The 22,366-nt window shown below is 52.2% G+C and carries 21 protein-coding genes and 1 tRNA gene; 17 read left to right on the top strand and 5 right to left on the bottom strand.

Going from position 1 to position 22,366, the window contains the following annotated elements; translation table 11 throughout:
• Nucleotides 1-32: 32 nt before the first annotated feature.
• The gene (gene argG, locus A9587_RS07250) at nucleotides 33-1,376 is read right to left on the bottom strand and encodes an argininosuccinate synthase (RefSeq protein ID WP_001517161.1); all 1,344 of its coding nucleotides are present in this window, start codon (nucleotides 1,374-1,376) and stop codon (nucleotides 33-35) included.
• A 347-nt stretch (nucleotides 1,377-1,723) separates the two neighbouring features.
• On the opposite strand from argG, the gene A9587_RS07245 reads away from it, so the two are divergent.
• From A9587_RS07245 to mtr, 12 genes are all read left to right on the top strand, one after another.
• Nucleotides 1,724-1,800: transfer RNA gene (locus A9587_RS07245), tRNA-Met, on the top strand.
• Between the two features lie 206 nt (nucleotides 1,801-2,006).
• Entirely contained in the window at nucleotides 2,007-2,459 is a 453-nt protein-coding gene (gene rimP / locus A9587_RS07240; RefSeq protein WP_001300397.1) for a ribosome maturation factor RimP, read from the top strand.
• A 27-nt stretch (nucleotides 2,460-2,486) separates the two neighbouring features.
• On the top strand, nucleotides 2,487-3,974 hold the full coding sequence (nusA, locus tag A9587_RS07235; RefSeq protein WP_001031045.1) for a transcription termination factor NusA: 1,488 nt from the start codon (nucleotides 2,487-2,489) through the stop codon (nucleotides 3,972-3,974).
• Nucleotides 3,975-3,998: 24 nt separating this feature from the next.
• Nucleotides 3,999-6,671 carry a translation initiation factor IF-2 gene (infB, locus tag A9587_RS07230; protein WP_000133058.1) on the top strand — a complete coding sequence of 891 codons (2,673 nt, stop codon included), beginning with the start codon at nucleotides 3,999-4,001 and terminating at the stop codon, nucleotides 6,669-6,671.
• 162 nt (nucleotides 6,672-6,833) lie between these two features.
• Nucleotides 6,834-7,235, top strand: coding sequence for a 30S ribosome-binding factor RbfA (gene rbfA / locus A9587_RS07225; protein ID WP_001040205.1), 402 nt, complete (start codon nucleotides 6,834-6,836; stop codon nucleotides 7,233-7,235).
• On the top strand, nucleotides 7,235-8,179 hold the full coding sequence (gene truB / locus A9587_RS07220; RefSeq protein ID WP_000089692.1) for a tRNA pseudouridine(55) synthase TruB: 945 nt from the start codon (nucleotides 7,235-7,237) through the stop codon (nucleotides 8,177-8,179). Before rbfA ends, truB begins: the two co-directional genes overlap by 1 nt.
• Before the next feature lie 148 nt (nucleotides 8,180-8,327).
• A complete protein-coding gene (rpsO, locus tag A9587_RS07215) occupies nucleotides 8,328-8,597 on the top strand; it encodes a 30S ribosomal protein S15 (RefSeq protein ID WP_000059469.1) in 270 nt (89 codons plus the stop codon).
• A 247-nt stretch (nucleotides 8,598-8,844) separates the two neighbouring features.
• On the top strand, nucleotides 8,845-10,980 hold the full coding sequence (gene pnp, locus A9587_RS07210) for a polyribonucleotide nucleotidyltransferase (RefSeq protein ID WP_000933928.1): 2,136 nt from the start codon (nucleotides 8,845-8,847) through the stop codon (nucleotides 10,978-10,980).
• Between the two features lie 108 nt (nucleotides 10,981-11,088).
• Nucleotides 11,089-11,973 (top strand): lipoprotein NlpI, encoded by an 885-nt coding sequence (nlpI, locus tag A9587_RS07205; RefSeq protein WP_000802080.1) that lies wholly within the window; start codon nucleotides 11,089-11,091, stop codon nucleotides 11,971-11,973.
• A gap of 106 nt (nucleotides 11,974-12,079) precedes the next feature.
• The gene (gene yrbN, locus A9587_RS07200) at nucleotides 12,080-12,160 is read left to right on the top strand and encodes a protein YrbN (protein ID WP_010723222.1); all 81 of its coding nucleotides are present in this window, start codon (nucleotides 12,080-12,082) and stop codon (nucleotides 12,158-12,160) included.
• Nucleotides 12,153-14,036, top strand: coding sequence for an ATP-dependent RNA helicase DeaD (gene deaD, locus A9587_RS07195; RefSeq protein WP_010379192.1), 1,884 nt, complete (start codon nucleotides 12,153-12,155; stop codon nucleotides 14,034-14,036). The genes yrbN and deaD overlap by 8 nt, the downstream gene beginning before the upstream one ends.
• Nucleotides 14,037-14,190: 154 nt before the next feature.
• Nucleotides 14,191-15,435 (top strand): tryptophan permease, encoded by a 1,245-nt coding sequence (mtr, locus tag A9587_RS07190; RefSeq protein WP_001517158.1) that lies wholly within the window; start codon nucleotides 14,191-14,193, stop codon nucleotides 15,433-15,435.
• Nucleotides 15,436-15,564: 129 nt separating this feature from the next.
• Here mtr and A9587_RS07185 read toward each other — a convergent pair whose 3' ends face one another.
• The 3 genes from A9587_RS07185 to ubiU all read right to left on the bottom strand — a co-directional run bounded on the left by A9587_RS07185 (nucleotide 15,565) and on the right by ubiU (nucleotide 18,535).
• Nucleotides 15,565-16,572 (bottom strand): luciferase-like monooxygenase, encoded by a 1,008-nt coding sequence (locus tag A9587_RS07185; RefSeq protein WP_105263751.1) that lies wholly within the window; start codon nucleotides 16,570-16,572, stop codon nucleotides 15,565-15,567.
• Between the two features lie 80 nt (nucleotides 16,573-16,652).
• Nucleotides 16,653-17,531 carry a U32 family peptidase gene (locus A9587_RS07180; RefSeq protein WP_105263758.1) on the bottom strand — a complete coding sequence of 293 codons (879 nt, stop codon included), beginning with the start codon at nucleotides 17,529-17,531 and terminating at the stop codon, nucleotides 16,653-16,655.
• 8 nt (nucleotides 17,532-17,539) lie between these two features.
• The gene (gene ubiU / locus A9587_RS07175) at nucleotides 17,540-18,535 is read right to left on the bottom strand and encodes a ubiquinone anaerobic biosynthesis protein UbiU (protein WP_001517155.1); all 996 of its coding nucleotides are present in this window, start codon (nucleotides 18,533-18,535) and stop codon (nucleotides 17,540-17,542) included.
• Nucleotides 18,536-18,743: 208 nt separating this feature from the next.
• Here ubiU and ubiT point away from each other — a divergent pair, with 208 nt between their 5' ends.
• A complete protein-coding gene (gene ubiT, locus A9587_RS07170) occupies nucleotides 18,744-19,268 on the top strand; it encodes a ubiquinone anaerobic biosynthesis accessory factor UbiT (protein WP_001517154.1) in 525 nt (174 codons plus the stop codon).
• Complete coding sequence (locus tag A9587_RS07165; protein ID WP_000908549.1) at nucleotides 19,262-19,765, top strand: GNAT family N-acetyltransferase; 504 nt, start codon at nucleotides 19,262-19,264, stop codon at nucleotides 19,763-19,765. The genes ubiT and A9587_RS07165 overlap by 7 nt, the downstream gene beginning before the upstream one ends.
• On the opposite strand, the gene yhbQ is transcribed toward A9587_RS07165, so the two are convergent.
• On the bottom strand, nucleotides 19,752-20,054 hold the full coding sequence (gene yhbQ, locus A9587_RS07160) for a DNA damage response exodeoxyribonuclease YhbQ (RefSeq protein WP_000189335.1): 303 nt from the start codon (nucleotides 20,052-20,054) through the stop codon (nucleotides 19,752-19,754). The two genes, A9587_RS07165 and yhbQ, sit on opposite strands and share 14 nt — an antisense overlap.
• 50 nt (nucleotides 20,055-20,104) lie before the next feature.
• Between yhbQ and A9587_RS07155 the strand changes: the two genes are divergently transcribed.
• The 3 genes from A9587_RS07155 (at nucleotide 20,105) to A9587_RS07145 (ending at nucleotide 22,318) form a co-directional block, all read left to right on the top strand.
• The gene (locus A9587_RS07155) at nucleotides 20,105-20,527 is read left to right on the top strand and encodes a YhbP family protein (protein WP_000449448.1); all 423 of its coding nucleotides are present in this window, start codon (nucleotides 20,105-20,107) and stop codon (nucleotides 20,525-20,527) included.
• Between the two features lie 42 nt (nucleotides 20,528-20,569).
• Nucleotides 20,570-21,205: an NAD(P)H-binding protein gene (locus tag A9587_RS07150; RefSeq protein ID WP_001517153.1), complete on the top strand. Its 636-nt coding sequence runs from the start codon at nucleotides 20,570-20,572 to the stop codon at nucleotides 21,203-21,205.
• Between the two features lie 72 nt (nucleotides 21,206-21,277).
• Entirely contained in the window at nucleotides 21,278-22,318 is a 1,041-nt protein-coding gene (locus A9587_RS07145) for a permease (protein ID WP_001517152.1), read from the top strand.
• The last annotated feature ends 48 nt before the right edge of the window (nucleotides 22,319-22,366 follow it).

Raw genomic sequence — 22,366 nt, 5'->3', positions numbered from 1 at the left:
CAATGGCGGCCTTTAGCACTAACTCTCTGAAATTACTGACCTTTGTTTTCCAGATTCTCAACCTGCGGCACGCCCGAAGCGGCAGAAGAGGAGAGCAGGCCAGTTTTGGCATAACCGAAAAGTTTCTCGCGGGTGTCAGTGATATCCAGGTTACGCATGGTCAGTTGACCAATACGATCGTCTGGTGAGAACACTGAGTCACCTTTTTCCATTGTCAGACGCTCTGGCTTATAAGTCAGGTTGTCAGAGACAGTATTGAGGATGGAGTAGTCGTTACCGCGACGCAGTTCCAGGGTAACTTCACCTGTAATCTGGCTGGCAACCCAGCGTTGCAGGGAGTCTCGTAGCATCAGCGCCTGGGAGTCGAACCAACGCCCCTGATACAGCAGACGTCCCAACTGGCGACCATGCGCGTGATATTGCTCAATGGTGTCTTCGTTGTGAATACCGGTCAGCAGACGTTCATAAGCGATATGCAGCAGAGCCATCCCCGGAGCTTCGTAGATACCACGGCTTTTCGCTTCGATGATACGGTTTTCGATCTGGTCGCTCATGCCCAGGCCGTGACGGCCACCAATGCGGTTGGCTTCAAGCATCATTTCTACATCGTCGCTAAAGGTTTTACCGTTTAGCGCTACCGGATGCCCCAGCTCAAAACGTACCGTGACTTCTTCTGCCGGGATCTTCACGCTCTCGTCCCAGAATTTCACACCCATAATCGGGTTGACGATTTTGACGCTGGAGTTGAGGTATTCCAGATCTTTCGCTTCGTGCGTCGCGCCGAGCATGTTGGAGTCTGTGGAGTAGGCTTTTTCAACCGACATTTTGTAGTCGAAACCGCAGGCAATCATAAATTCAGACATTTCATGACGACCGCCTAACTCATCAATAAAGTCAGTATCAAGCCACGGTTTGTAAATCTGCAATTCGGCGTTGGTAAGCAGGCCGTAACGATAGAAACGTTCGATATCGTTTCCTTTATAGGTGCTGCCATCACCCCAGATGTTAACGCCATCTTCTTTCATCGCAGCAACCAGCATGGTGCCGGTTACGGCGCGGCCCAGCGGCGTGGTGTTAAAATAGGTCAGACCGCCGGTGGTGTTATGGAAAGCACCACACTGAATAGCGGCAATACCTTCAGCCACCAGTTGTTTGCGGCAGTCGATCAGACGAGCGTTCTCCGCGCCGTATTCCATGGCTCGACGAGGGATCGCATCATAATCCTCTTCGTCTGGCTGGCCCAAATTTGCAGTATATGCATAAGGGACAGCTCCCTTTTGTCGCATCCACAGCAGTGCGGCACTGGTGTCCAGACCGCCAGAAAAAGCGATACCAATACGTTGACCTACCGGGAGATGCTTGAGAATCGTCGTCATAAAATAACACCCTGCTTGATTAACTGATGATGAGCCTGTATTTCTGCTCTAACTGAATTTTTATGCAAAATAAATGAGTTTTCATTTAATCATCTTTTATCTGAGACAGGAAGAGTTTAGTGTGTTTTTTGTAAAATAATGCGCTTAAGAGAGGTAAGGAGAGGATGAAAGTATTCAACAAATGAAAGTGAACTGGATATCCATTCACATGATTAGCAATAAATGTTGACAAAATGTGGCGTGGATCACTATAATGGCCGCAGATTTTACGTCCCGTCTCGGTACACCAAATCCCAGCAGTATTTGCATTTTTTACTCAAAACAAGTAGAATTTGCCACGTTTCAGGCGCGGGGTGGAGCAGCCTGGTAGCTCGTCGGGCTCATAACCCGAAGGTCGTCGGTTCAAATCCGGCCCCCGCAACCACTTTCCCTTAGAGTTCTTTTTCAAATATACTGTGAAGACTTCGGCCTTCGTAGTGGGATTTGAAAAAATCCTTCTGGAAAGTGCTCCAGACCGCATTTGCGGTTATAGGGTTCAGTTATATAAAGCCCCGATTTATCGGGGTTTTTTGTTATCTGACTACAGAATAACTGGGCTTTAGGCCCTTTTTTTATGTCTTGGGGGTGGGCTTGTCCACATTAGAGCAAAAATTAACAGAGATGATTACTGCGCCAGTTGAGGCCCTGGGTTTTGAACTGGTTGGCATCGAGTTTATTCGCGGTCGCACATCCACACTGCGCATCTATATTGATAGTGAAGATGGCATCAATGTTGATGATTGTGCTGATGTGAGCCACCAGGTAAGTGCTGTGTTGGATGTTGAAGATCCCATCACCGTTGCTTATAACCTGGAAGTCTCCTCACCGGGTCTCGATCGCCCACTGTTCACGGCTGAACACTACGCCCGTTTTGTCGGAGAAGAGGTCACTCTGGTACTCCGTATGGCGGTACAAAACCGTCGTAAATGGCAGGGCGTTATCAAAGCGGTAGACGGTGAAATGATCACAGTTACCGTCGAAGGTAAAGATGAAGTGTTCGCGCTGAGTAATATCCAGAAGGCGAACCTGGTTCCCCACTTTTAATAGTCTGGATGAGGTGAAAACCCCGCGATGAACAAAGAAATTTTGGCTGTAGTTGAAGCCGTCTCCAATGAAAAGGCGCTGCCTCGCGAGAAAATTTTCGAAGCGTTGGAAAGCGCGCTGGCTACAGCAACCAAGAAAAAATATGAACAAGAGATCGACGTCCGCGTACAGATCGATCGCAAAAGCGGTGATTTTGACACCTTCCGTCGTTGGCTGATTGTTGATGAGGTCACTCAGCCAACTAAAGAAATCACCCTTGAAGCCGCGCGTTATGAAGATGAAAGCCTGAACCTGGGCGATTACGTTGAAGATCAGATTGAGTCTGTCACCTTTGACCGTATTACGACCCAGACGGCAAAGCAGGTTATCGTGCAGAAAGTTCGTGAAGCCGAACGTGCGATGGTTGTTGATCAGTTCCGTGAACACGAAGGTGAAATCATCACCGGCGTGGTGAAAAAAGTAAACCGCGATAATATCTCTCTGGATCTGGGCAACAATGCTGAAGCTGTGATCCTGCGTGAAGATATGCTGCCGCGTGAGAACTTCCGCCCAGGTGACCGCGTTCGTGGCGTGCTCTATTCTGTTCGCCCGGAAGCGCGTGGTGCGCAACTTTTCGTTACCCGTTCCAAGCCAGAAATGCTGATCGAACTGTTCCGCATTGAAGTGCCGGAAATTGGCGAAGAAGTTATTGAAATTAAAGCAGCGGCTCGCGATCCGGGATCTCGTGCGAAAATCGCGGTGAAAACCAACGATAAACGTATCGATCCGGTAGGTGCTTGCGTGGGTATGCGTGGTGCACGTGTTCAGGCTGTTTCCACTGAGCTTGGCGGCGAGCGTATCGATATCGTCCTGTGGGATGATAATCCGGCGCAATTCGTTATTAACGCGATGGCACCGGCAGACGTTGCTTCTATCGTAGTGGATGAAGATAAACACACCATGGATATCGCTGTTGAAGCCGGTAACCTGGCGCAGGCGATTGGGCGTAATGGTCAGAACGTGCGTCTGGCTTCGCAGTTGAGTGGTTGGGAACTTAACGTAATGACCGTTGACGACCTGCAAGCTAAACATCAGGCGGAAGCGCACGCAGCGATCGACACCTTCACCCGTTATCTCGACATTGACGAAGACTTCGCCACTGTCCTGGTAGAAGAAGGCTTCTCGACTCTGGAAGAACTGGCCTACGTGCCGATGAAAGAGCTGCTGGAAATTGAAGGCCTTGATGAGCCGACTGTTGAAGCACTGCGCGAGCGTGCTAAAAATGCACTGGCCACCATTGCACAGGCCCAGGAAGAAAGCCTCGGTGATAACAAACCGGCTGACGATCTGCTGAATCTTGAAGGGATGGATCGTGATTTAGCATTCAAACTGGCCGCCCGTGGCGTTTGTACGCTGGAAGATCTCGCCGAACAGGGCATTGATGATCTGGCTGATATCGAAGGGTTGACCGACGAAAAAGCCGGAGCACTGATTATGGCTGCCCGTAATATTTGCTGGTTCGGTGACGAAGCGTAATAAACTGTAGCAGGAAGGAACAGCATGACAGATGTGACGATTAAAACGCTGGCCGCAGAGCGACAGACCTCCGTGGAACGCCTGGTACAGCAATTTGCTGATGCAGGTATCCGGAAGTCTGCTGACGACTCTGTGACCGCACAAGAGAAACAGGCTTTAATTGACCACCTGAATCAGAAAAATTCAGGGCCGGACAAATTAACGCTGCAACGTAAAACACGTAGCACCCTTAACATTCCTGGTACCGGTGGAAAAAGTAAATCGGTACAAATCGAAGTCCGCAAGAAACGCACCTTTGTGAAACGCGATCCGCAAGAGGCTGAACGCCTTGCAGCGGAAGAGCAAGCGCAGCGTGAAGCGGAAGAGCAAGCCCGTCGTGAGGCAGAAGAATCGGCCAAACGCGAGGCGCAACAAAAAGCTGAACGTGAGGCCGCAGAACAAGCGAAACGTGAAACCGCTGAACAAGCAAAACGTGAAGCTGCGGAAAAAGACAAAGTGAGCAATCAACAAGACGATATGACTAAAACCGCCCAGGCTGAAAAAGCCCGCCGTGAGCAGGAAGCTGCAGAGCTTAAGCGCAAAGCTGAAGAAGAAGCACGTCGTAAACTCGAAGAAGAAGCACGTCGCGTTGCTGAAGAAGCACGTCGTATGGCGGAAGAAAACAAATGGACTGATAACGCGGAACCGACTGAAGATTCCAGTGATTATCACGTTACCACCTCTCAACATGCTCGCCAGGCAGAAGACGAAAGCGATCGTGAAGTCGAAGGCGGTCGTGGCCGTGGCCGTAACGCGAAAGCAGCACGTCCGAAGAAAGGCAATAAACATTCTGAATCTAAAGCTGATCGCGAAGAAGCGCGCGCAGCAGTACGTGGTGGTAAAGGCGGAAAACGTAAAGGTTCTTCGCTGCAGCAGAGCTTCCAGAAACCAGCTCAGGCTGTTAACCGTGACGTCGTGATTGGTGAAACCATCACTGTTGGCGAACTGGCTAACAAGATGGCGGTTAAAGGCTCTCAGGTCATCAAAGCGATGATGAAGCTGGGTGCAATGGCAACCATCAACCAGGTCATTGACCAGGAAACCGCACAGTTAGTTGCCGAAGAGATGGGCCACAAAGTTATCCTGCGTCGTGAAAACGAACTGGAAGAAGCGGTAATGAGTGACCGTGATACAGGTGCTGCGGCTGAACCGCGTGCACCGGTTGTGACCATCATGGGACACGTTGACCACGGTAAAACTTCTCTGCTGGACTATATTCGTTCAACGAAAGTGGCTTCTGGTGAAGCGGGTGGCATTACCCAGCACATCGGTGCATACCACGTTGAAACTGAAAACGGCATGATCACCTTCCTGGACACCCCGGGGCACGCCGCGTTTACTTCAATGCGTGCACGTGGTGCGCAGGCAACTGACATCGTAGTTCTGGTTGTTGCTGCAGATGACGGCGTAATGCCGCAGACCATCGAAGCAATCCAGCACGCGAAAGCGGCAGGTGTGCCTGTGGTGGTTGCAGTGAACAAAATCGATAAGCCAGAAGCCGATCCGGATCGCGTTAAAAACGAACTGTCTCAGTACGGCATCCTGCCGGAAGAGTGGGGCGGTGAAAGCCAGTTCGTACACGTATCTGCAAAAGCGGGTACGGGTATCGACGAACTGCTGGATGCGATCCTGCTGCAGGCCGAAGTCCTGGAACTGAAAGCCGTACGTAACGGGATGGCGAGCGGTGCGGTCATCGAATCTTTCCTCGATAAAGGTCGTGGTCCGGTTGCAACTGTACTGGTACGTGAAGGTACTCTGCACAAGGGTGACATCGTTCTGTGTGGCTTCGAATACGGTCGTGTTCGTGCAATGCGTAACGAACTGGGTCAGGAAGTACTGGAAGCAGGTCCGTCCATTCCGGTGGAAATCCTCGGCTTGTCCGGTGTTCCGGCAGCGGGTGATGAAGTTACCGTTGTACGTGACGAGAAGAAAGCACGTGAAGTTGCACTGTATCGTCAGGGCAAATTCCGTGAAGTTAAACTGGCGCGTCAGCAGAAATCTAAACTGGAGAACATGTTCGCCAACATGACTGAAGGTGAAGTTCATGAAGTGAACATCGTTCTGAAGGCTGACGTACAGGGTTCTGTAGAAGCGATTTCCGACTCCTTGCTGAAACTGTCTACTGACGAAGTAAAAGTGAAGATCATCGGTTCTGGTGTAGGTGGTATCACCGAAACCGACGCGACCCTGGCGGCTGCATCCAACGCGATTCTGGTTGGCTTCAACGTCCGTGCTGATGCCTCTGCGCGTAAAGTGATTGAGGCTGAAAGCCTGGATCTGCGTTACTACTCCGTCATCTATAACCTGATCGATGAAGTGAAAGCGGCGATGAGCGGTATGCTCTCTCCGGAACTGAAACAACAGATCATCGGTCTGGCGGAAGTTCGCGATGTGTTCAAATCACCGAAATTTGGTGCCATCGCAGGTTGTATGGTTACCGAAGGTGTGGTTAAACGTCACAACCCGATCCGCGTTCTGCGCGACAACGTGGTTATCTACGAAGGCGAGCTGGAGTCCCTGCGCCGCTTCAAAGATGACGTTAACGAAGTCCGTAACGGTATGGAGTGTGGTATCGGCGTTAAGAACTACAACGACGTGCGCACTGGCGATGTGATCGAAGTGTTCGAAATCATCGAGATTCAGCGTACGATTGCCTAAGGTTGATTGGGTGTAGGCCGGATAAGGCGTTTGCGCCGCATCCGGCAGCCGTTGCCTGACGCGACGCTCGTGCGTCTTATCAGGCCTACGTGAACAGCCCTTCCACCTGAAATTAATTTTAAAAAGGGGCTTATGGCCCCTTTTTTGTCAGGAGAATTTATTATGGCGAAAGAATTTGGTCGCCCGCAGCGCGTAGCGCAGGAAATGCAAAAAGAGATCGCTCTCATCCTGCAACGCGAAATTAAAGATCCTCGTCTGGGCATGATGACCACCGTTTCCGGTGTCGAGATGTCTCGTGACCTGGCCTATGCCAAAGTGTATGTAACTTTCCTCAACGACAAAGATGAAGATGCGGTAAAAGCGGGCATCAAAGCATTGCAGGAAGCCTCCGGCTTTATCCGCAGCCTGCTTGGTAAAGCGATGCGCCTGCGTATCGTGCCGGAACTGACCTTCTTCTACGACAACTCACTGGTTGAAGGGATGCGTATGTCAAACCTGGTGACCAGTGTGGTTAAGCATGACGAAGAACGTCGTGTTAATCCGGACGACAGCAAGGAGGACTAATGAGTCGTCCTCGTCGTCGCGGCCGCGACATTAACGGCGTTTTGTTGCTGGATAAACCGCAGGGTATGTCCAGCAACGATGCGCTGCAAAAAGTGAAACGCATTTATAACGCCAATCGTGCTGGACATACCGGCGCGCTGGACCCGCTGGCGACCGGCATGTTGCCGATTTGTCTCGGGGAAGCGACGAAGTTTTCCCAGTACCTGCTGGACTCTGATAAACGTTATCGGGTGATTGCGCGTCTTGGACAGCGTACTGATACTTCTGACGCAGACGGACAAATCGTTGAGGAGCGCCCGGTAACCTTTAGTGCAGAGCAACTGGCGGCGGCACTCGATTCATTCCGTGGCGATATTGAACAAATCCCTTCGATGTATTCTGCGCTGAAATATCAGGGTAAAAAACTGTACGAGTACGCGCGTCAGGGCATTGAAGTGCCTCGTGAAGCACGACCGATTACCGTTTATGAGTTGCTGTTTATTCGTCACGAAGGCAATGAACTGGAGCTGGAAATTCATTGCTCAAAAGGCACCTATATCCGCACCATCATTGATGACCTGGGGGAAAAACTTGGCTGTGGCGCGCATGTGATTTATCTGCGCCGTCTGGCTGTAAGCAAATATCCGGTTGAACGAATGGTGACTCTGGAACATCTGCGTGAACTTGTCGAGCAAGCCGAACAGCAGGGTATTTCGGCGGCACAATTACTTGATCCATTACTGATGCCAATGGACAGTCCAGCTTCGGACTACCCGGTGGTGAATCTTCCGCTAACGTCTTCTGTTTACTTCAAAAATGGTAACCCGGTTCGTACATCCGGTGCGCCACTGGAAGGGCTGGTTCGTGTTACAGAAGGTGAAAACGGTAAGTTTATCGGTATGGGCGAAATTGACGATGAAGGCCGCGTTGCGCCTCGTCGCCTGGTGGTTGAATACCCGGCGTAATGCTATCCATCTTGCGATAACAGGTCGCTACGAGTAGAATACTGCCGCTTAACGTCGCGTAAATTGTTTAACACTTTACGTAACGTACACTGGGATCGCTGAATTAGAGATCGGCGTCCTTTCATTCTATATACTTTGGAGTTTTAAAATGTCTCTAAGTACTGAAGCAACAGCTAAAATCGTTTCTGAGTTTGGTCGTGGTGCAAACGACACCGGTTCTACCGAAGTTCAGGTAGCACTGCTGACTGCACAGATTAACCACCTGCAGGGCCACTTTGCAGAGCACAAAAAAGATCACCACAGCCGTCGTGGTCTGCTGCGCATGGTTTCTCAGCGTCGTAAACTGCTCGACTACCTGAAACGTAAAGACGTAGCACGTTACACCCAGCTCATCGAGCGCCTGGGTCTGCGTCGCTAATTCTTGCGAGTTTCAGAAAAGGGGGCCTGAGTGGCCCCTTTTTTCAAGCTGATGGCAGCAATTCACTGGAAACTAATGTATTGTTGCTATGAATGATCTTCCGTTGCAGAGGTTCGCGCGGCTAATGAGAGGCTTTACCCACATCAGGCTGGGTTAGGGTTGTCATTAGTCGCGAGGATGCGCAGAAGATCGGGTATTAACACCAGTGCCGTTAAGGTGCTGTCTAAGAAAGAGAAAGGATATTACATTGCTTAATCCGATCGTTCGTAAATTCCAGTACGGCCAACATACCGTTACACTGGAAACTGGCATGATGGCGCGTCAAGCCACTGCCGCAGTTATGGTTAGCATGGATGACACCGCGGTATTCGTTACCGTTGTTGGCCAGAAAAAAGCCAAACCAGGTCAGGACTTCTTCCCTCTGACCGTTAACTATCAGGAGCGTACCTACGCTGCTGGTCGTATCCCGGGTAGCTTCTTCCGTCGTGAAGGCCGTCCAAGCGAAGGCGAAACCCTGATCGCGCGTCTGATTGACCGCCCGATTCGCCCGCTGTTCCCGGAAGGCTTCGTCAACGAAGTTCAGGTTATCGCCACCGTGGTTTCTGTTAACCCGCAGGTTAACCCGGATATCGTTGCGATGATTGGTGCTTCCGCAGCACTGTCTCTGTCTGGTATCCCGTTCAATGGTCCGATTGGTGCTGCTCGCGTGGGTTACATCAATGACCAGTATGTACTGAACCCAACTCAGGATGAGCTGAAAGAGAGCAAACTGGATCTGGTTGTTGCCGGTACTGAAGCCGCTGTGCTGATGGTTGAATCTGAAGCAGAACTGCTGAGCGAAGACGTCATGTTGGGCGCAGTGGTGTTCGGTCATGAACAGCAGCAGGTTGTTATTCAGAACATCAATGAACTGGTGAAAGAAGCCGGTAAACCGCGTTGGGACTGGCAGCCGGAGCCGGTAAACGAAGCGCTGAACGCGCGCGTTGCTGCACTGGCTGAAGCTCGTCTGAGCGATGCTTACCGCATCACCGACAAACAAGAGCGTTATGCACAGGTTGATGTCATCAAATCTGAAACCATCGCTACGTTGCTTGCTGAAGACGAAACCCTGGACGAAAACGAACTGGGTGAAATTCTGCACGCTATCGAGAAAAACGTTGTTCGTAGCCGCGTACTGGCAGGCGAACCGCGTATCGACGGTCGTGAAAAAGATATGATCCGTGGTCTGGATGTGCGCACAGGCGTGCTGCCGCGTACTCACGGTTCTGCGCTGTTTACCCGTGGTGAAACTCAGGCGCTGGTTACCGCAACACTGGGTACTGCACGTGACGCACAGGTTCTTGATGAACTGATGGGCGAACGTACTGACACCTTCCTGTTCCACTACAACTTCCCTCCGTACTCCGTAGGCGAAACCGGCATGGTCGGTTCTCCGAAGCGTCGTGAAATTGGTCACGGTCGTCTGGCGAAGCGCGGCGTGCTGGCAGTAATGCCGGATATGGACAAATTCCCGTACACCGTACGTGTTGTGTCTGAAATCACCGAATCCAACGGTTCTTCTTCTATGGCTTCTGTGTGCGGTGCGTCTCTGGCGCTGATGGACGCAGGTGTGCCAATCAAAGCCGCTGTTGCGGGTATCGCAATGGGGCTGGTGAAAGAAGGCGACAACTACGTTGTACTGTCTGACATTCTGGGTGACGAAGACCACCTGGGCGATATGGACTTCAAAGTTGCGGGTTCCCGTGACGGTATCTCTGCACTGCAGATGGATATCAAAATTGAAGGTATTACCAAAGAGATCATGCAGGTTGCGCTGAACCAGGCTAAAGGTGCGCGTCTGCACATCCTGGGCGTAATGGAACAGGCGATCAACGCGCCGCGTGGCGATATCTCTGAGTTCGCTCCGCGTATCCATACCATTAAGATTAACCCGGACAAGATTAAAGACGTTATCGGTAAAGGCGGTTCTGTAATCCGTGCTCTGACTGAAGAAACCGGCACCACTATCGAAATCGAAGATGACGGTACTGTGAAGATCGCCGCGACCGACGGCGAGAAAGCAAAACACGCTATTCGTCGTATCGAAGAGATCACTGCAGAAATCGAAGTGGGTCGCGTCTACAATGGTAAAGTGACCCGTATCGTTGACTTTGGCGCATTTGTTGCCATCGGCGGCGGTAAAGAAGGTCTGGTACACATCTCTCAAATCGCTGACAAGCGTGTTGAGAAAGTGACTGATTACCTGCAGATGGGTCAGGAAGTTCCGGTAAAAGTTCTGGAAGTTGATCGCCAGGGCCGTATCCGTCTGAGCATTAAAGAAGCGACTGAGCAGTCTCAACCTGCTGTAGCACCGGAAGCTCCGGCTGCTGAACAGGGCGAGTAAGGTTGCCATTTGCCCTCCGCGTTGACGGGGGGCTTTTAACCGGGCAGGACGCCTTGTTAGCAACCGGGAACAGGACGTTCATTCAACCGTGGTCTTCGGGAGTGGGAAATGAAGCCTTTTTTGCGCTGGTGTTTCGTTGCGACAGCACTTACGCTTGCAGGATGCAGTAATACTTCCTGGCGTAAAAGTGAAGTCCTCGCAGTACCATTGCAACCGACTTTACAGCAGGAAGTGATTCTGGCACGTATGGAACAGATCCTTGCCAGTCGGGCTTTAACCGATGACGAACGCGCGCAGCTTTTATATGAGCGCGGAGTGTTGTATGATAGTCTCGGTCTGAGGGCATTAGCGCGTAACGATTTTTCGCAAGCGCTGGCAATCCGACCGGATATGCCTGAAGTATTCAATTACTTAGGCATATATTTAACGCAGGCAGGCAATTTTGATGCTGCCTATGAAGCGTTTGATTCTGTACTTGAGCTTGATCCAACTTACAACTACGCGCACTTGAATCGCGGGATCGCATTATATTACGGCGGTCGTGACAAGTTAGCGCAAGATGATCTGCTGGCGTTTTATCAAGACGATCCCAATGATCCTTTCCGTAGTCTGTGGCTTTATCTCGCTGAGCAGAAGCTCGATGAGAAGCAGGCTAAAGAAGTGTTGAAACAGCACTTCGAAAAATCGGACAAGGAACAGTGGGGATGGAACATTGTCGAGTTCTACCTGGGCAACATTAGCGAACAAACGTTAATGGAAAGGCTCAAGGCGGACGCAACGGATAACACCTCGCTCGCTGAGCATCTCAGTGAAACCAACTTCTATTTAGGTAAGTACTACCTAAGTCTGGGGGATTTGGACAGCGCCACGGCACTGTTCAAACTGGCGGTTGCCAACAACGTTCATAACTTTGTTGAGCACCGATACGCATTGTTGGAATTATCGCTCCTGGGCCAGGACCAAGATGACCTGGCAGAATCGGACCAGCAATAGCTGACGTACACATCAGCCCGTAATCTTATTTGATTGCCATCACCTTAACGGGTGAGGGCGTTGTTGTTCGTTAATACACCTACTTTGAGCCGGTTCACACTTTTCAATGAAAATTGCTGATCAATTTCATGATGAGTTATGTAGACTGGCCGCCATTAATTTTGAGGCACACGTACTACATGGCTGAATTCGAAACCACTTTTGCAGATCTGGGCCTGAAGGCTCCTATCCTTGAAGCCCTTAACGATCTGGGTTACGAAAAACCATCTCCAATTCAGGCAGAGTGTATCCCACATCTGCTGAATGGCCGCGACGTTCTGGGTATGGCCCAGACGGGGAGCGGAAAAACTGCAGCATTCTCTTTACCTCTGCTGCAAAATCTTGATCCTGAGCTGAAAGCACCACAGATTCTGGTGTTGGCACCGACCCGCGAACTGGCGGTACAGGTTGCTGAAGCAATGACGGATTTCTCTAAACACATGCGCGGCGTAAACGTGGTTGCCCTTTACGGCGGCCAGCGTTATGACGTGCAATTACGTGCCCTGCGTCAGGGGCCGCAGATCGTTGTCGGTACTCCGGGCCGTCTGCTGGACCACCTGAAACGTGGCACTCTGGATCTCTCTAAACTGAGCGGTCTGGTTCTGGATGAAGCTGACGAAATGCTGCGCATGGGCTTCATCGAAGACGTTGAAACCATTATGGCGCAGATCCCGGAAGGTCATCAGACCGCTCTGTTCTCTGCAACCATGCCGGAAGCGATTCGTCGCATTACCCGCCGCTTTATGAAAGAGCCGCAGGAAGTGCGCATTCAGTCCAGCGTGACTACCCGCCCTGACATCAGCCAGAGCTACTGGACTGTCTGGGGTATGCGCAAAAACGAAGCGCTGGTACGTTTCCTGGAAGCGGAAGATTTTGATGCGGCGATTATCTTCGTTCGTACCAAAAACGCGACTCTGGAAGTGGCTGAAGCCCTTGAGCGCAGCGGTTACAACAGTGCTGCCCTGAACGGTGACATGAACCAGGCACTGCGTGAGCAGACTCTGGAACGTCTGAAAGATGGTCGTCTGGATATCCTGATCGCGACCGACGTTGCGGCCCGTGGCTTGGACGTTGAGCGTATCAGCCTGGTGGTTAACTACGATATCCCGATGGATTCCGAGTCTTACGTTCACCGTATCGGTCGTACCGGTCGTGCGGGTCGTGCGGGTCGTGCGCTGCTGTTCGTTGAGAACCGCGAGCGTCGTCTGCTGCGCAACATTGAACGTACTATGAAGCTGACCATTCCAGAAGTAGAACTGCCGAACGCAGAACTGCTGGGCAAACGCCGTCTGGAAAAATTTGCTGCTAAAGTACAGCAGCAACTGGAAAGCAGCGATCTGGATCAATACCGTGCACTGCTGAGCAAAATTCAGCCGACTGCAGAAGGTGAAGAGCTGGATCTCGAAACTCTGGCTGCCGCACTGCTGAAAATGGCACAGGGCGAACGTACTCTGATCGTGCCGCCAGATGCGCCGATGCGTCCGAAACGTGAGTTCCGTGACCGTGATGATCGTGGTCCGCGCGATCGTAACGACCGTGGCCCGCGTGGTGACCGTGAAGATCGTCCGCGTCGTGAACGTCGCGATGTTGGCGATATGCAGTTGTACCGCATTGAGGTGGGTCGTGATGATGGCGTTGAAGTTCGTCATATCGTTGGCGCAATTGCTAACGAAGGTGACATCAGCAGCCGTTACATCGGTAACATCAAGCTGTTTGCTTCTCACTCCACCATCGAATTGCCGAAAGGTATGCCGGGTGAAGTGCTGCAACACTTTACGCGTACCCGCATCCTCAACAAGCCGATGAACATGCAACTGCTGGGCGATGCACAGCCGCAAACTGAACGTCGTGGTGGTGGTCGTGGTGTCGGTGGCGAGCGTCGTGAAGGCGGTCGCAACTTCAGCGGTGAACGCCGTGAAGGTGGTCGTGGTGATGGTCGTCGCTTCAGTGGCGAACGTCGCGAAGGCCGTGCACCGCGTCGTGAAGAGTCTACCGGTCGTCGTCGTTTCGGTGGCGATGCGTAATTCGCGCTGATCAGCGAATACATTCTGTAAAATAATATATACAGCCCTAATCATATCGATTGGGGCTTTTTTTTATTTCTTTTGTACTCACGTACTGGTACAGTGCAACACATAACAACGCAGTCGCACTATTTTTCACTGGAGAGAAGCCCTTATGGCAACACTAACCACCACCCAAACGTCACCGTCGCTGCTTGGCGGCGTGGTGATTATCGGCGGCACCATTATTGGCGCAGGGATGTTCTCCTTGCCCGTGGTCATGTCCGGGGCGTGGTTTTTCTGGTCAATGGCGGCGCTAATCTTCACCTGGTTTTGTATGCTGCATTCCGGATTGATGATTTTGGAAGCTAACCTGAATTATCGAATCGGTTCGAGCTTTGATACCATCACCAAAGATTTGCTGGGCAAAGGCTGGAATGTCGTCAACGGTATCTCTATTGCCTTTGTGCTCTACATTCTGACCTACGCCTATATTTCTGCCAGCGGTTCTATTTTGCATCACACCTTCGCGGAGATGTCGCTGAATGTTCCGGCCAGAGCGGCAGGTTTTGGTTTTGCACTGTTGGTGGCGTTTGTGGTGTGGTTGAGCACCAAAGCAGTCAGCCGTATGACGGCGATTGTGTTGGGAGCGAAAGTTATTACATTCTTCCTCACCTTCGGTAGCTTGCTGGGGCATGTGCAGCCTGCGACATTGTTCAACGTTGCGGAAAGCAATGCGTCTTATGCACCGTATCTGCTGATGACACTACCGTTCTGTCTGGCGTCGTTTGGTTATCACGGCAACGTACCAAGCCTGATGAAGTATTACGGCAAAGACCCGAAAACCATTGTGAAATGTCTGGTGTACGGTACGTTGATGGCGCTGGCGCTGTATACCATCTGGTTGCTGGCGACGATGGGCAACATTCCGCGTCCGGAGTTTATTGGCATTGCAGAGAAGGGCGGAAATATTGATGTGCTGGTGCAGGCATTAAGCGGTGTGCTGAACAGTCGTAGTCTGGATCTGCTGCTGGTAGTGTTCTCAAACTTTGCGGTAGCGAGTTCGTTCCTCGGCGTAACGCTGGGTCTGTTCGACTATCTGGCGGATCTGTTTGGCTTTGATGATTCGGCATTGGGGCGCTTTAAAACGGCACTGTTGACCTTTGCGCCACCTGTCGTTGGTGGCCTGCTGTTCCCTAACGGATTTCTCTACGCCATTGGTTATGCTGGTTTAGCTGCTACCATCTGGGCGGCAATTGTTCCGGCTCTGCTGGCCCGCGCATCGCGTAAACGCTTTGGCAGCCCGAAATTCCGCGTCTGGGGCGGCAAACCGATGATCGTTCTGATTCTGCTATTTGGTATTGGCAATGCATTGATCCATATTTTATCGAGCTTTAATTTGCTGCCGGTGTATCAGTAATCATCTGTGCCTTATCCGACATTTCTGCTGCCTGCACAATGCCTGATGCGCTTCGGTTATCAGGTCTACGTAGGGCGGCGTTGCCAGGTCGGATAAGGCTTCCCGCCGTATCCGACAAAATAAAACACACTATCCCAGTAAATCTTCCTTCACATCCATCGCCAGTTCAAACGAATGCAGCCGCGCCTGGTGGTCGAAAATCTGCCCGTTAACCATAATCTCATCAGCGTCGGTTTCGCGCAGGATCGACTGTAAACCGTGACGCACTTTCGCTTTATCGCCCACCAGCGACATACTCAGCGCCTGCTGCACGCCATACTGCTCGGACGGCGACCAGAACTGATCCATATTCTGAATCGGTGGTGGCAGTTGCCCGGTTTCACCGCGGCGTAGCTTCACAAAGGCTTGCTGCATCGAGGTAAACAGGAATTCAGCGTCGCGGTTGCTATCAGCGGCGATGATATTGATACACACCATTGCGTACGGTTTCTCCAGTCGTGCGGAGGGGTTGAAGTTGCTGCGATAAAGTTGTAGTGCCTGGAACAGCATATCCGGCGCGAAGTGTGAGGCAAAGGCAAACGGCAGGCCGAGCTGCGCCGCCAGTTGTGCGCTGTAAAGGCTGGAGCCTAATAACCACACCGGGATTTTCTCGCCATAGCCTGGCACCGGGCGTACATGTGGATTGGGATCACGAGCGTCAAACCAGTCCACCAGCTCAGCAACATCGCGGGGGAAATTATCAATATCACCACTCATATGGCGACGCAGCGCCATCATTGTCCGCTGATCGCTACCTGGAGCACGACCCAGCCCCAAATCGATTCGACCCGGATAGAGCGTATTGAGTGTGCCGAACTGTTCTGCAATTACCAACGGTGAATGGTTAGGTAACATCACGCCGCCGGAACCCAGATGCAGCGTGGTGGTATTCGCTGCCAGATAGCCAATCAACACCGATGTCGCCGCACTGGCAATGCCGGTCATATTGTGATGTTCCGCCAGCCAGTAGCGATGATAGCCGCGCTTTTCAGCCAGACGAGCCAGGTCCAGAGAGTGGGAGAACGCTTCTCGCGCCGTTGAACCTTCGGGGATGGGGGCCAGATCGAGTAGCGAAAACGGAATGGTTTTATCAGTCATAACAGCTCACTTTGTTACCGATTAATCTTTAATACTGCATTAAAGAGTAGTTAAAGTTGTTAACAAAGTGAGCTATTTACTTACGCTTGCAGTTCCAGCCCTGCCAGCCGTTTCCAGTAACCGTTGCAGTCGCTATTAGCCGTTAACGGCAGCGGCGCAGCGCCATTTTCATTGGCGCGGAAGGCGTCGAGCATAGCAAAAGTGTCTGTGCCCTGCGGTGACAGGCGAACCACATCGACCAGCCCCTGCATTGACGCCAGCTCGTTACCGAGGTTGTAAACATAGCCGCTCATGGTCTGAATGCCGTTGAGCACAAACACCTGCTGATCTTCCTGTGACAGCACGTTGCGCCCGTTCGGATATTTAATGCAGCAGGTTTCGCACTCATCTTTCGGGCGATCCTCCGAGCGTGCGGTGAAGCAGCGGGCTGAGTACGCCAGCGGCAGATGGCCGTAGCTCAAGACTTCCACTTCAAACTGGTTGCGAATACCCAGTTCATCACACTGATTGAGCAGATTCACCAGCCAGTCGCGGGAAAGTTCTACCGGCATACACCAGCGCATCATGCCCTGTTTGAGCAATATTTTCAGCGTCACTGCGTTGTAGCAGTTCAGCACATGCCCGGCGACGAACGGGAGTTTGCGTTCGGCGCACATATTCACCACGCCGAGATCGCTGGCTTCAATCAGAAACTCGCCGTTCTCAACATAGCGTTTCAGTTCGCCCAGCTCGGAAGAGGCCTGTACCAGCGCCAGCGTGGAGAGCACAATCTGCTTGCCACTTCCGGCGAGCGATTTTGCCATCTCCAGCCAGTCGCCAACTTTCGTTGCCCGACGCTTGCTGCATACCGCTTCACCAAGATAAATCACGTCGGCGCTGCTGGTGGCGGCCTGCTGATAAAATTCTTCCAGCGTCTCTTTTGGCCAGTACCACAGCACTGGCCCTAAGGAATATTTCATTGCTTTTCTCACTGCCATTTACGGTGATATGCGCCAAGGGTGGTTTGCGTGCCTTCGGACATCGACCCGAGCGTCTCCATCCACGCGTTTTGTGGCACGAAGTTTTGCGGATCGGCCTTACAACGGTCGATAGCCTGACGCCAGACTTTCGCCACCTGGCTGACATACGCCGGGCTACGCTGGCGGCCTTCGATTTTCACCGAAGCAATATTCGCCGCCATTAGCTCAGGCAGCAGTTCCAGGGTATTGAGACTGGTTGGTTCTTCCAGTGCGTGATAGCGCTCGCCGTCCACCAGATAACGCCCTTTACACAGCGTCGGATAACCTGCGTTTTCGCCGTCCTGATAACGGTCGATCAGCACCTCGTTAAGGCGGGATTCCAGCCCCTGCGGCGTTTGTTGCCAGCGCACGAAGCGGGCAGGAGAACACGCACCCACGGTGTTGGGCGACTCACCGGTCAGATACGACGACAGATAGCAACGTCCTTCCGACATAATGCACAGGCTGCCGAAAGCAAAGACCTCCAGCGGAACTGGCGTGACCCGTGCCAGTTGTTTCACCTGGTGAATCGACAGTACGCGTGGTAGCACCACGCGGGCGACATCAAAATGGCGATGATAAAAGTTAATTGCCTCTTCATTGGTCGCTGAAGCCTGCACCGACACGTGACGCTCAATATGTGGGTAACGCTCGGCGGCGTACTCCAGCATGGCAAGATCGGCAAGGATCAGCGCGTCGGCACCCAGTTGTGCCGCCATATCCACGGCACGTTGCCAGCGGGCGTAGCCGTCCGGGTGCGCAAAAGTGTTAATCGCGATGTGAAGTTTGCGGCGATGTTGATGGACAAAACTCACCGCTTCCTGCAATTTTTTCTCGGTAAAGTTAAGGCCGGCGAAGTGACGGGCATTGGTATCATCTTTTAGCCCGATATAAACAGCATCTGCGCCGTTTTCGATGGCCGCCTTAAGCGCCGGGAGATTTCCGGCAGGGCAGAGCAGCTCCATAATTTTTCCTGAAGGTTGCGCTATCAAAACGCAAAAATGTTAACGAACTGGGATTTTAGTTAACCTTGCTGCGACAATTTTTGATTTAAGGCAGTTAAAGTTGTATTGGTGGTAGCAGCAATTTCATATGGAATTGTTGATTTATACCGCTATGTTATTTTCCTGATATGGCAAAATAGGATGATTGTTGAAACAGGGAGTAAAACTCGTGTTGGATAAACTGCGTTCCCGTATTGTGCATTTGGGGCCATCTCTGTTGAGTGTACCGGTAAAACTGACGCCATTTGCGCTAAAACGCCAGGTTCTTGAGCAAGTCTTAAGCTGGCAATTCCGCCAGGCGCTGGACGATGGCGAGCTGGAGTTCCTTGAAGGCCGCTGGTTAAGTATTCATGTGCGTGATATTGACCTGCAATGGTTTACCTCGGTGGTGAATGGCAAACTGGTCGTTAGCCAGAACGCGCAAGCAGACGTGAGTTTTAGTGCCGACGCCAGCGATTTGCTGATGATCGCAGCGCGTAAACAGGATCCGGATACACTTTTCTTCCAGCGTCGGCTAGTGATTGAAGGTGATACGGAGCTGGGGCTGTATGTGAAAAACCTGATGGACGCCATTGAACTGGAGCAAATGCCAAAAGCCTTACGCATGATGCTGCTGCAACTGGCGGATTTTGTTGAGGCGGGGATGAAAACCACGCCTGAAACCAAACAGACATCGGTAGGTGAACCATGCTAATTCGAGTAGAAATTCCCATTGATGCGCCGGGTATTGATGCCCTGCTGCGTCGTTCATTCGAAAGCGATGCGGAAGCGAAGCTGGTTCACGATCTGCGTGAAGATGGCTTTCTGACGCTGGGACTGGTGGCGACAGATGACGAAGGCCAGGTCATTGGCTATGTGGCATTCAGTCCGGTAGATGTGCAGGGCGAAGACCTGCAATGGGTTGGCATGGCTCCGCTGGCGGTAGATGAAAAATATCGCGGGCAAGGGCTGGCACGCCAACTGGTCTATGAAGGACTGGATTCGCTTAATGAGTTCGGCTATGCCGCAGTGGTAACGCTGGGCGATCCGGCGCTGTACAGCCGTTTTGGCTTTGAACTGGCGGCGCATCACGATCTGCGTTGCCGCTGGCCGGGCACAGAAAGTGCCTTCCTGGTACATCGTTTAGCGGATGACGCGCTGAATGGTGTAACCGGGCTGGTTGAGTACCACGATCACTTCAATCGCTTTTAACCTCCGGGGTTTGCAGGCTACTTAATAACTCTGCAAACCCAGCGCCTTCCGCAACCAGGCATTCTTTCTGTCGTTTGGTCAGTTGCTTGACGCGATATTCCGCCCGTAATGCCAGCGAACGGTCGCCAACCGGTGCGGAAAATGCCAATGTCAGTTTGCCTTTCCCGCGCAGTGCTTTCGCCCCTTTACCGCTTTGATGCTGCTGATAGCGGCGTTCGACGTCCGTGGTGATCCCGGTATAAAGCTTATTGTCGGCGGTACGAATCAAGTAAAGGAACCAGGGTGTCATCGTCTGTGTCACATGTTAAGGTCTGGCCAACAGTATAAAAGAGAACAGAAATGGAAACACTCACCGCAATTAGCCGTTGGCTGGCAAAACAACATGTTGTCACCTGGTGCGTGCAGCAGGACGGGGAACTGTGGTGCGCCAATGCCTTTTATCTTTTTGATGCGCAGAAAGTTGCATTTTACATTTTGACGGAAGAAAAAACGCGCCATGCGCAGATGAGCGGGCCGCAGGCTCCGGTTGCCGGAACGGTAAATGGTCAGCCGAAAACGGTGGCATTAATTCGTGGCGTGCAGTTTAAAGGTGAGATCCGCAGACTGGAAGGTGAGGAAAGTGACCTCGCACGTCAGGCCTATAATCGCCGCTTCCCGGTTGCCCGGACGCTGTCGGCACCGGTGTGGGAAATCCGCCTCGATGAGATAAAATTCACCGACAACACGCTGGGCTTTGGGAAAAAACTGGTCTGGCAACGGTAACCTATAGTTAAACATGAGTACATATACAGGGCCGGAGGCAATATGAGTCAGGTTTTAATTACAGGCGCAACGGGGCTGGTGGGTGGGCATCTACTGCGGATGTTGATTAATGAACCGAAAGTACAGGCTATTGCCGCGCCGACGCGACGCCCATTAGCAGATATGCCGGGAGTCTATAACCCACACGATCCACAATTGACCGACGCGCTGGCGCAGGTCACCGATCCGATAGACATTGTTTTTTGTTGCCTTGGCACCACGCGGCGGGAGGCGGGCAGTAAAGAGGCATTTATTCACGCTGATTACACGCTGGTGGTGGATACGGCATTAACCGGACGGCGGCTGGGCGCGCAGCATATGCTGGTGGTCAGTGCGATGGGGGCAAACGCGCATTCACCATTTTTTTATAACCGCGTCAAAGGGGAGATGGAAGAGGCGTTAATTGCTCAGAACTGGCCGAAACTGACCATCGCTCGCCCGTCGATGTTGCTGGGCGATCGTAACAAACAGCGGATGAACGAAACCCTTTTTGCGCCACTGTTCCGTTTGCTACCAGGGAACTGGAAATCCATTGATGCGCGAGACGTGGCGCGGGTAATGCTGGCAGAAGCGATGCGGCCAGAGCATGAAGGCGTGACCATTTTAAGCTCTTCAGAATTACGCAAAAGAGCTGAATAATTATTCCCAATAATTGATGGTGAGCGTAATATTCTCGCGCTCAATTATCATAACTTTTTCCTGGGGAATGCTATGGCTGGTCAGTCTTCATCTCAGGCGGCAACGCCCATTCAGTGGTGGAAACCCGCGCTTTTCTTTCTCGTTGTCATTGCCGGACTCTGGTATGTGAAGTGGCAACCCTACTACGGTAAGGCCTTTACCGCCGCCGAAACCCACAGCATCGGTAAATCAATCCTCGCACAGGCGGATGCCAATCCGTGGCAGGCAGCGTTGGATTACGCGATGATCTACTTTCTTGCAGTATGGAAAGCGGCGGTGCTGGGTGTGCTCCTCGGATCGTTGATTCAGGTATTGATCCCTCGTGACTGGTTGTTGCGCACGCTTGGACAATCGCGCTTTCGCGGGACGTTACTGGGAACGCTGTTTTCACTGCCTGGAATGATGTGTACCTGCTGTGCGGCACCGGTCGCGGCGGGGATGCGCCGCCAACAAGTGTCGATGGGAGGGGCGCTGGCATTCTGGATGGGGAATCCGTTGTTAAACCCAGCAACGCTGGTGTTTATGGGCTTTGTTCTCGGCTGGGGTTTTGCGGCGATTCGCCTGGTGGCGGGTCTGGTGATGGTGTTGCTGATTGCAACACTGGTACAAAAATGGGTGCGTGAGACACCGCAAACGCAGGCACCGGTCGAAATCGACATGCCAGAAGTGCAGGGCAGATTTTTTAGCCGCTGGGGCAGGGCGCTGTGGACGCTTTTCTGGAGTACGATCCCGGTTTATATCCTGGCAGTGCTGGCGTTGGGGGCTGCTCGCGTCTGGCTGTTCCCCCATGCCGATGGCGCTGTCGATAATAGCCTGATGTGGGTGATAGCGATGGCGGTAGCGGGATGCTTGTTTGTCATTCCCACGGCGGCAGAAATTCCGATTGTGCAGACGATGATGCTGGCAGGGATGGGAACCGCTCCGGCGCTGGCATTATTGATGACCCTTCCGGCGGTGAGTTTGCCGTCGTTAGTTATGCTGCGCAAAGCGTTTCCGGCGAAGGCATTATGGCTGACGGGAGCGATGGTGGCGGTATCGGGTGTTATTGTCGGCAGTCTGGCGCTGTTGTTCTGATTCGAGGGAAAACATGTCGGATGCGGCGCAAGCGCCTTATCCGACCTG

The organism is Escherichia sp. MOD1-EC6162 (genome assembly GCF_002965125.1).
GTDB classification, from domain to species: Bacteria; Pseudomonadota; Gammaproteobacteria; order Enterobacterales; family Enterobacteriaceae; genus Escherichia; species Escherichia marmotae.
Note: the sequence above shows the minus strand (reverse complement) of the source record. Positions and strands in the feature narration are given on the sequence as shown.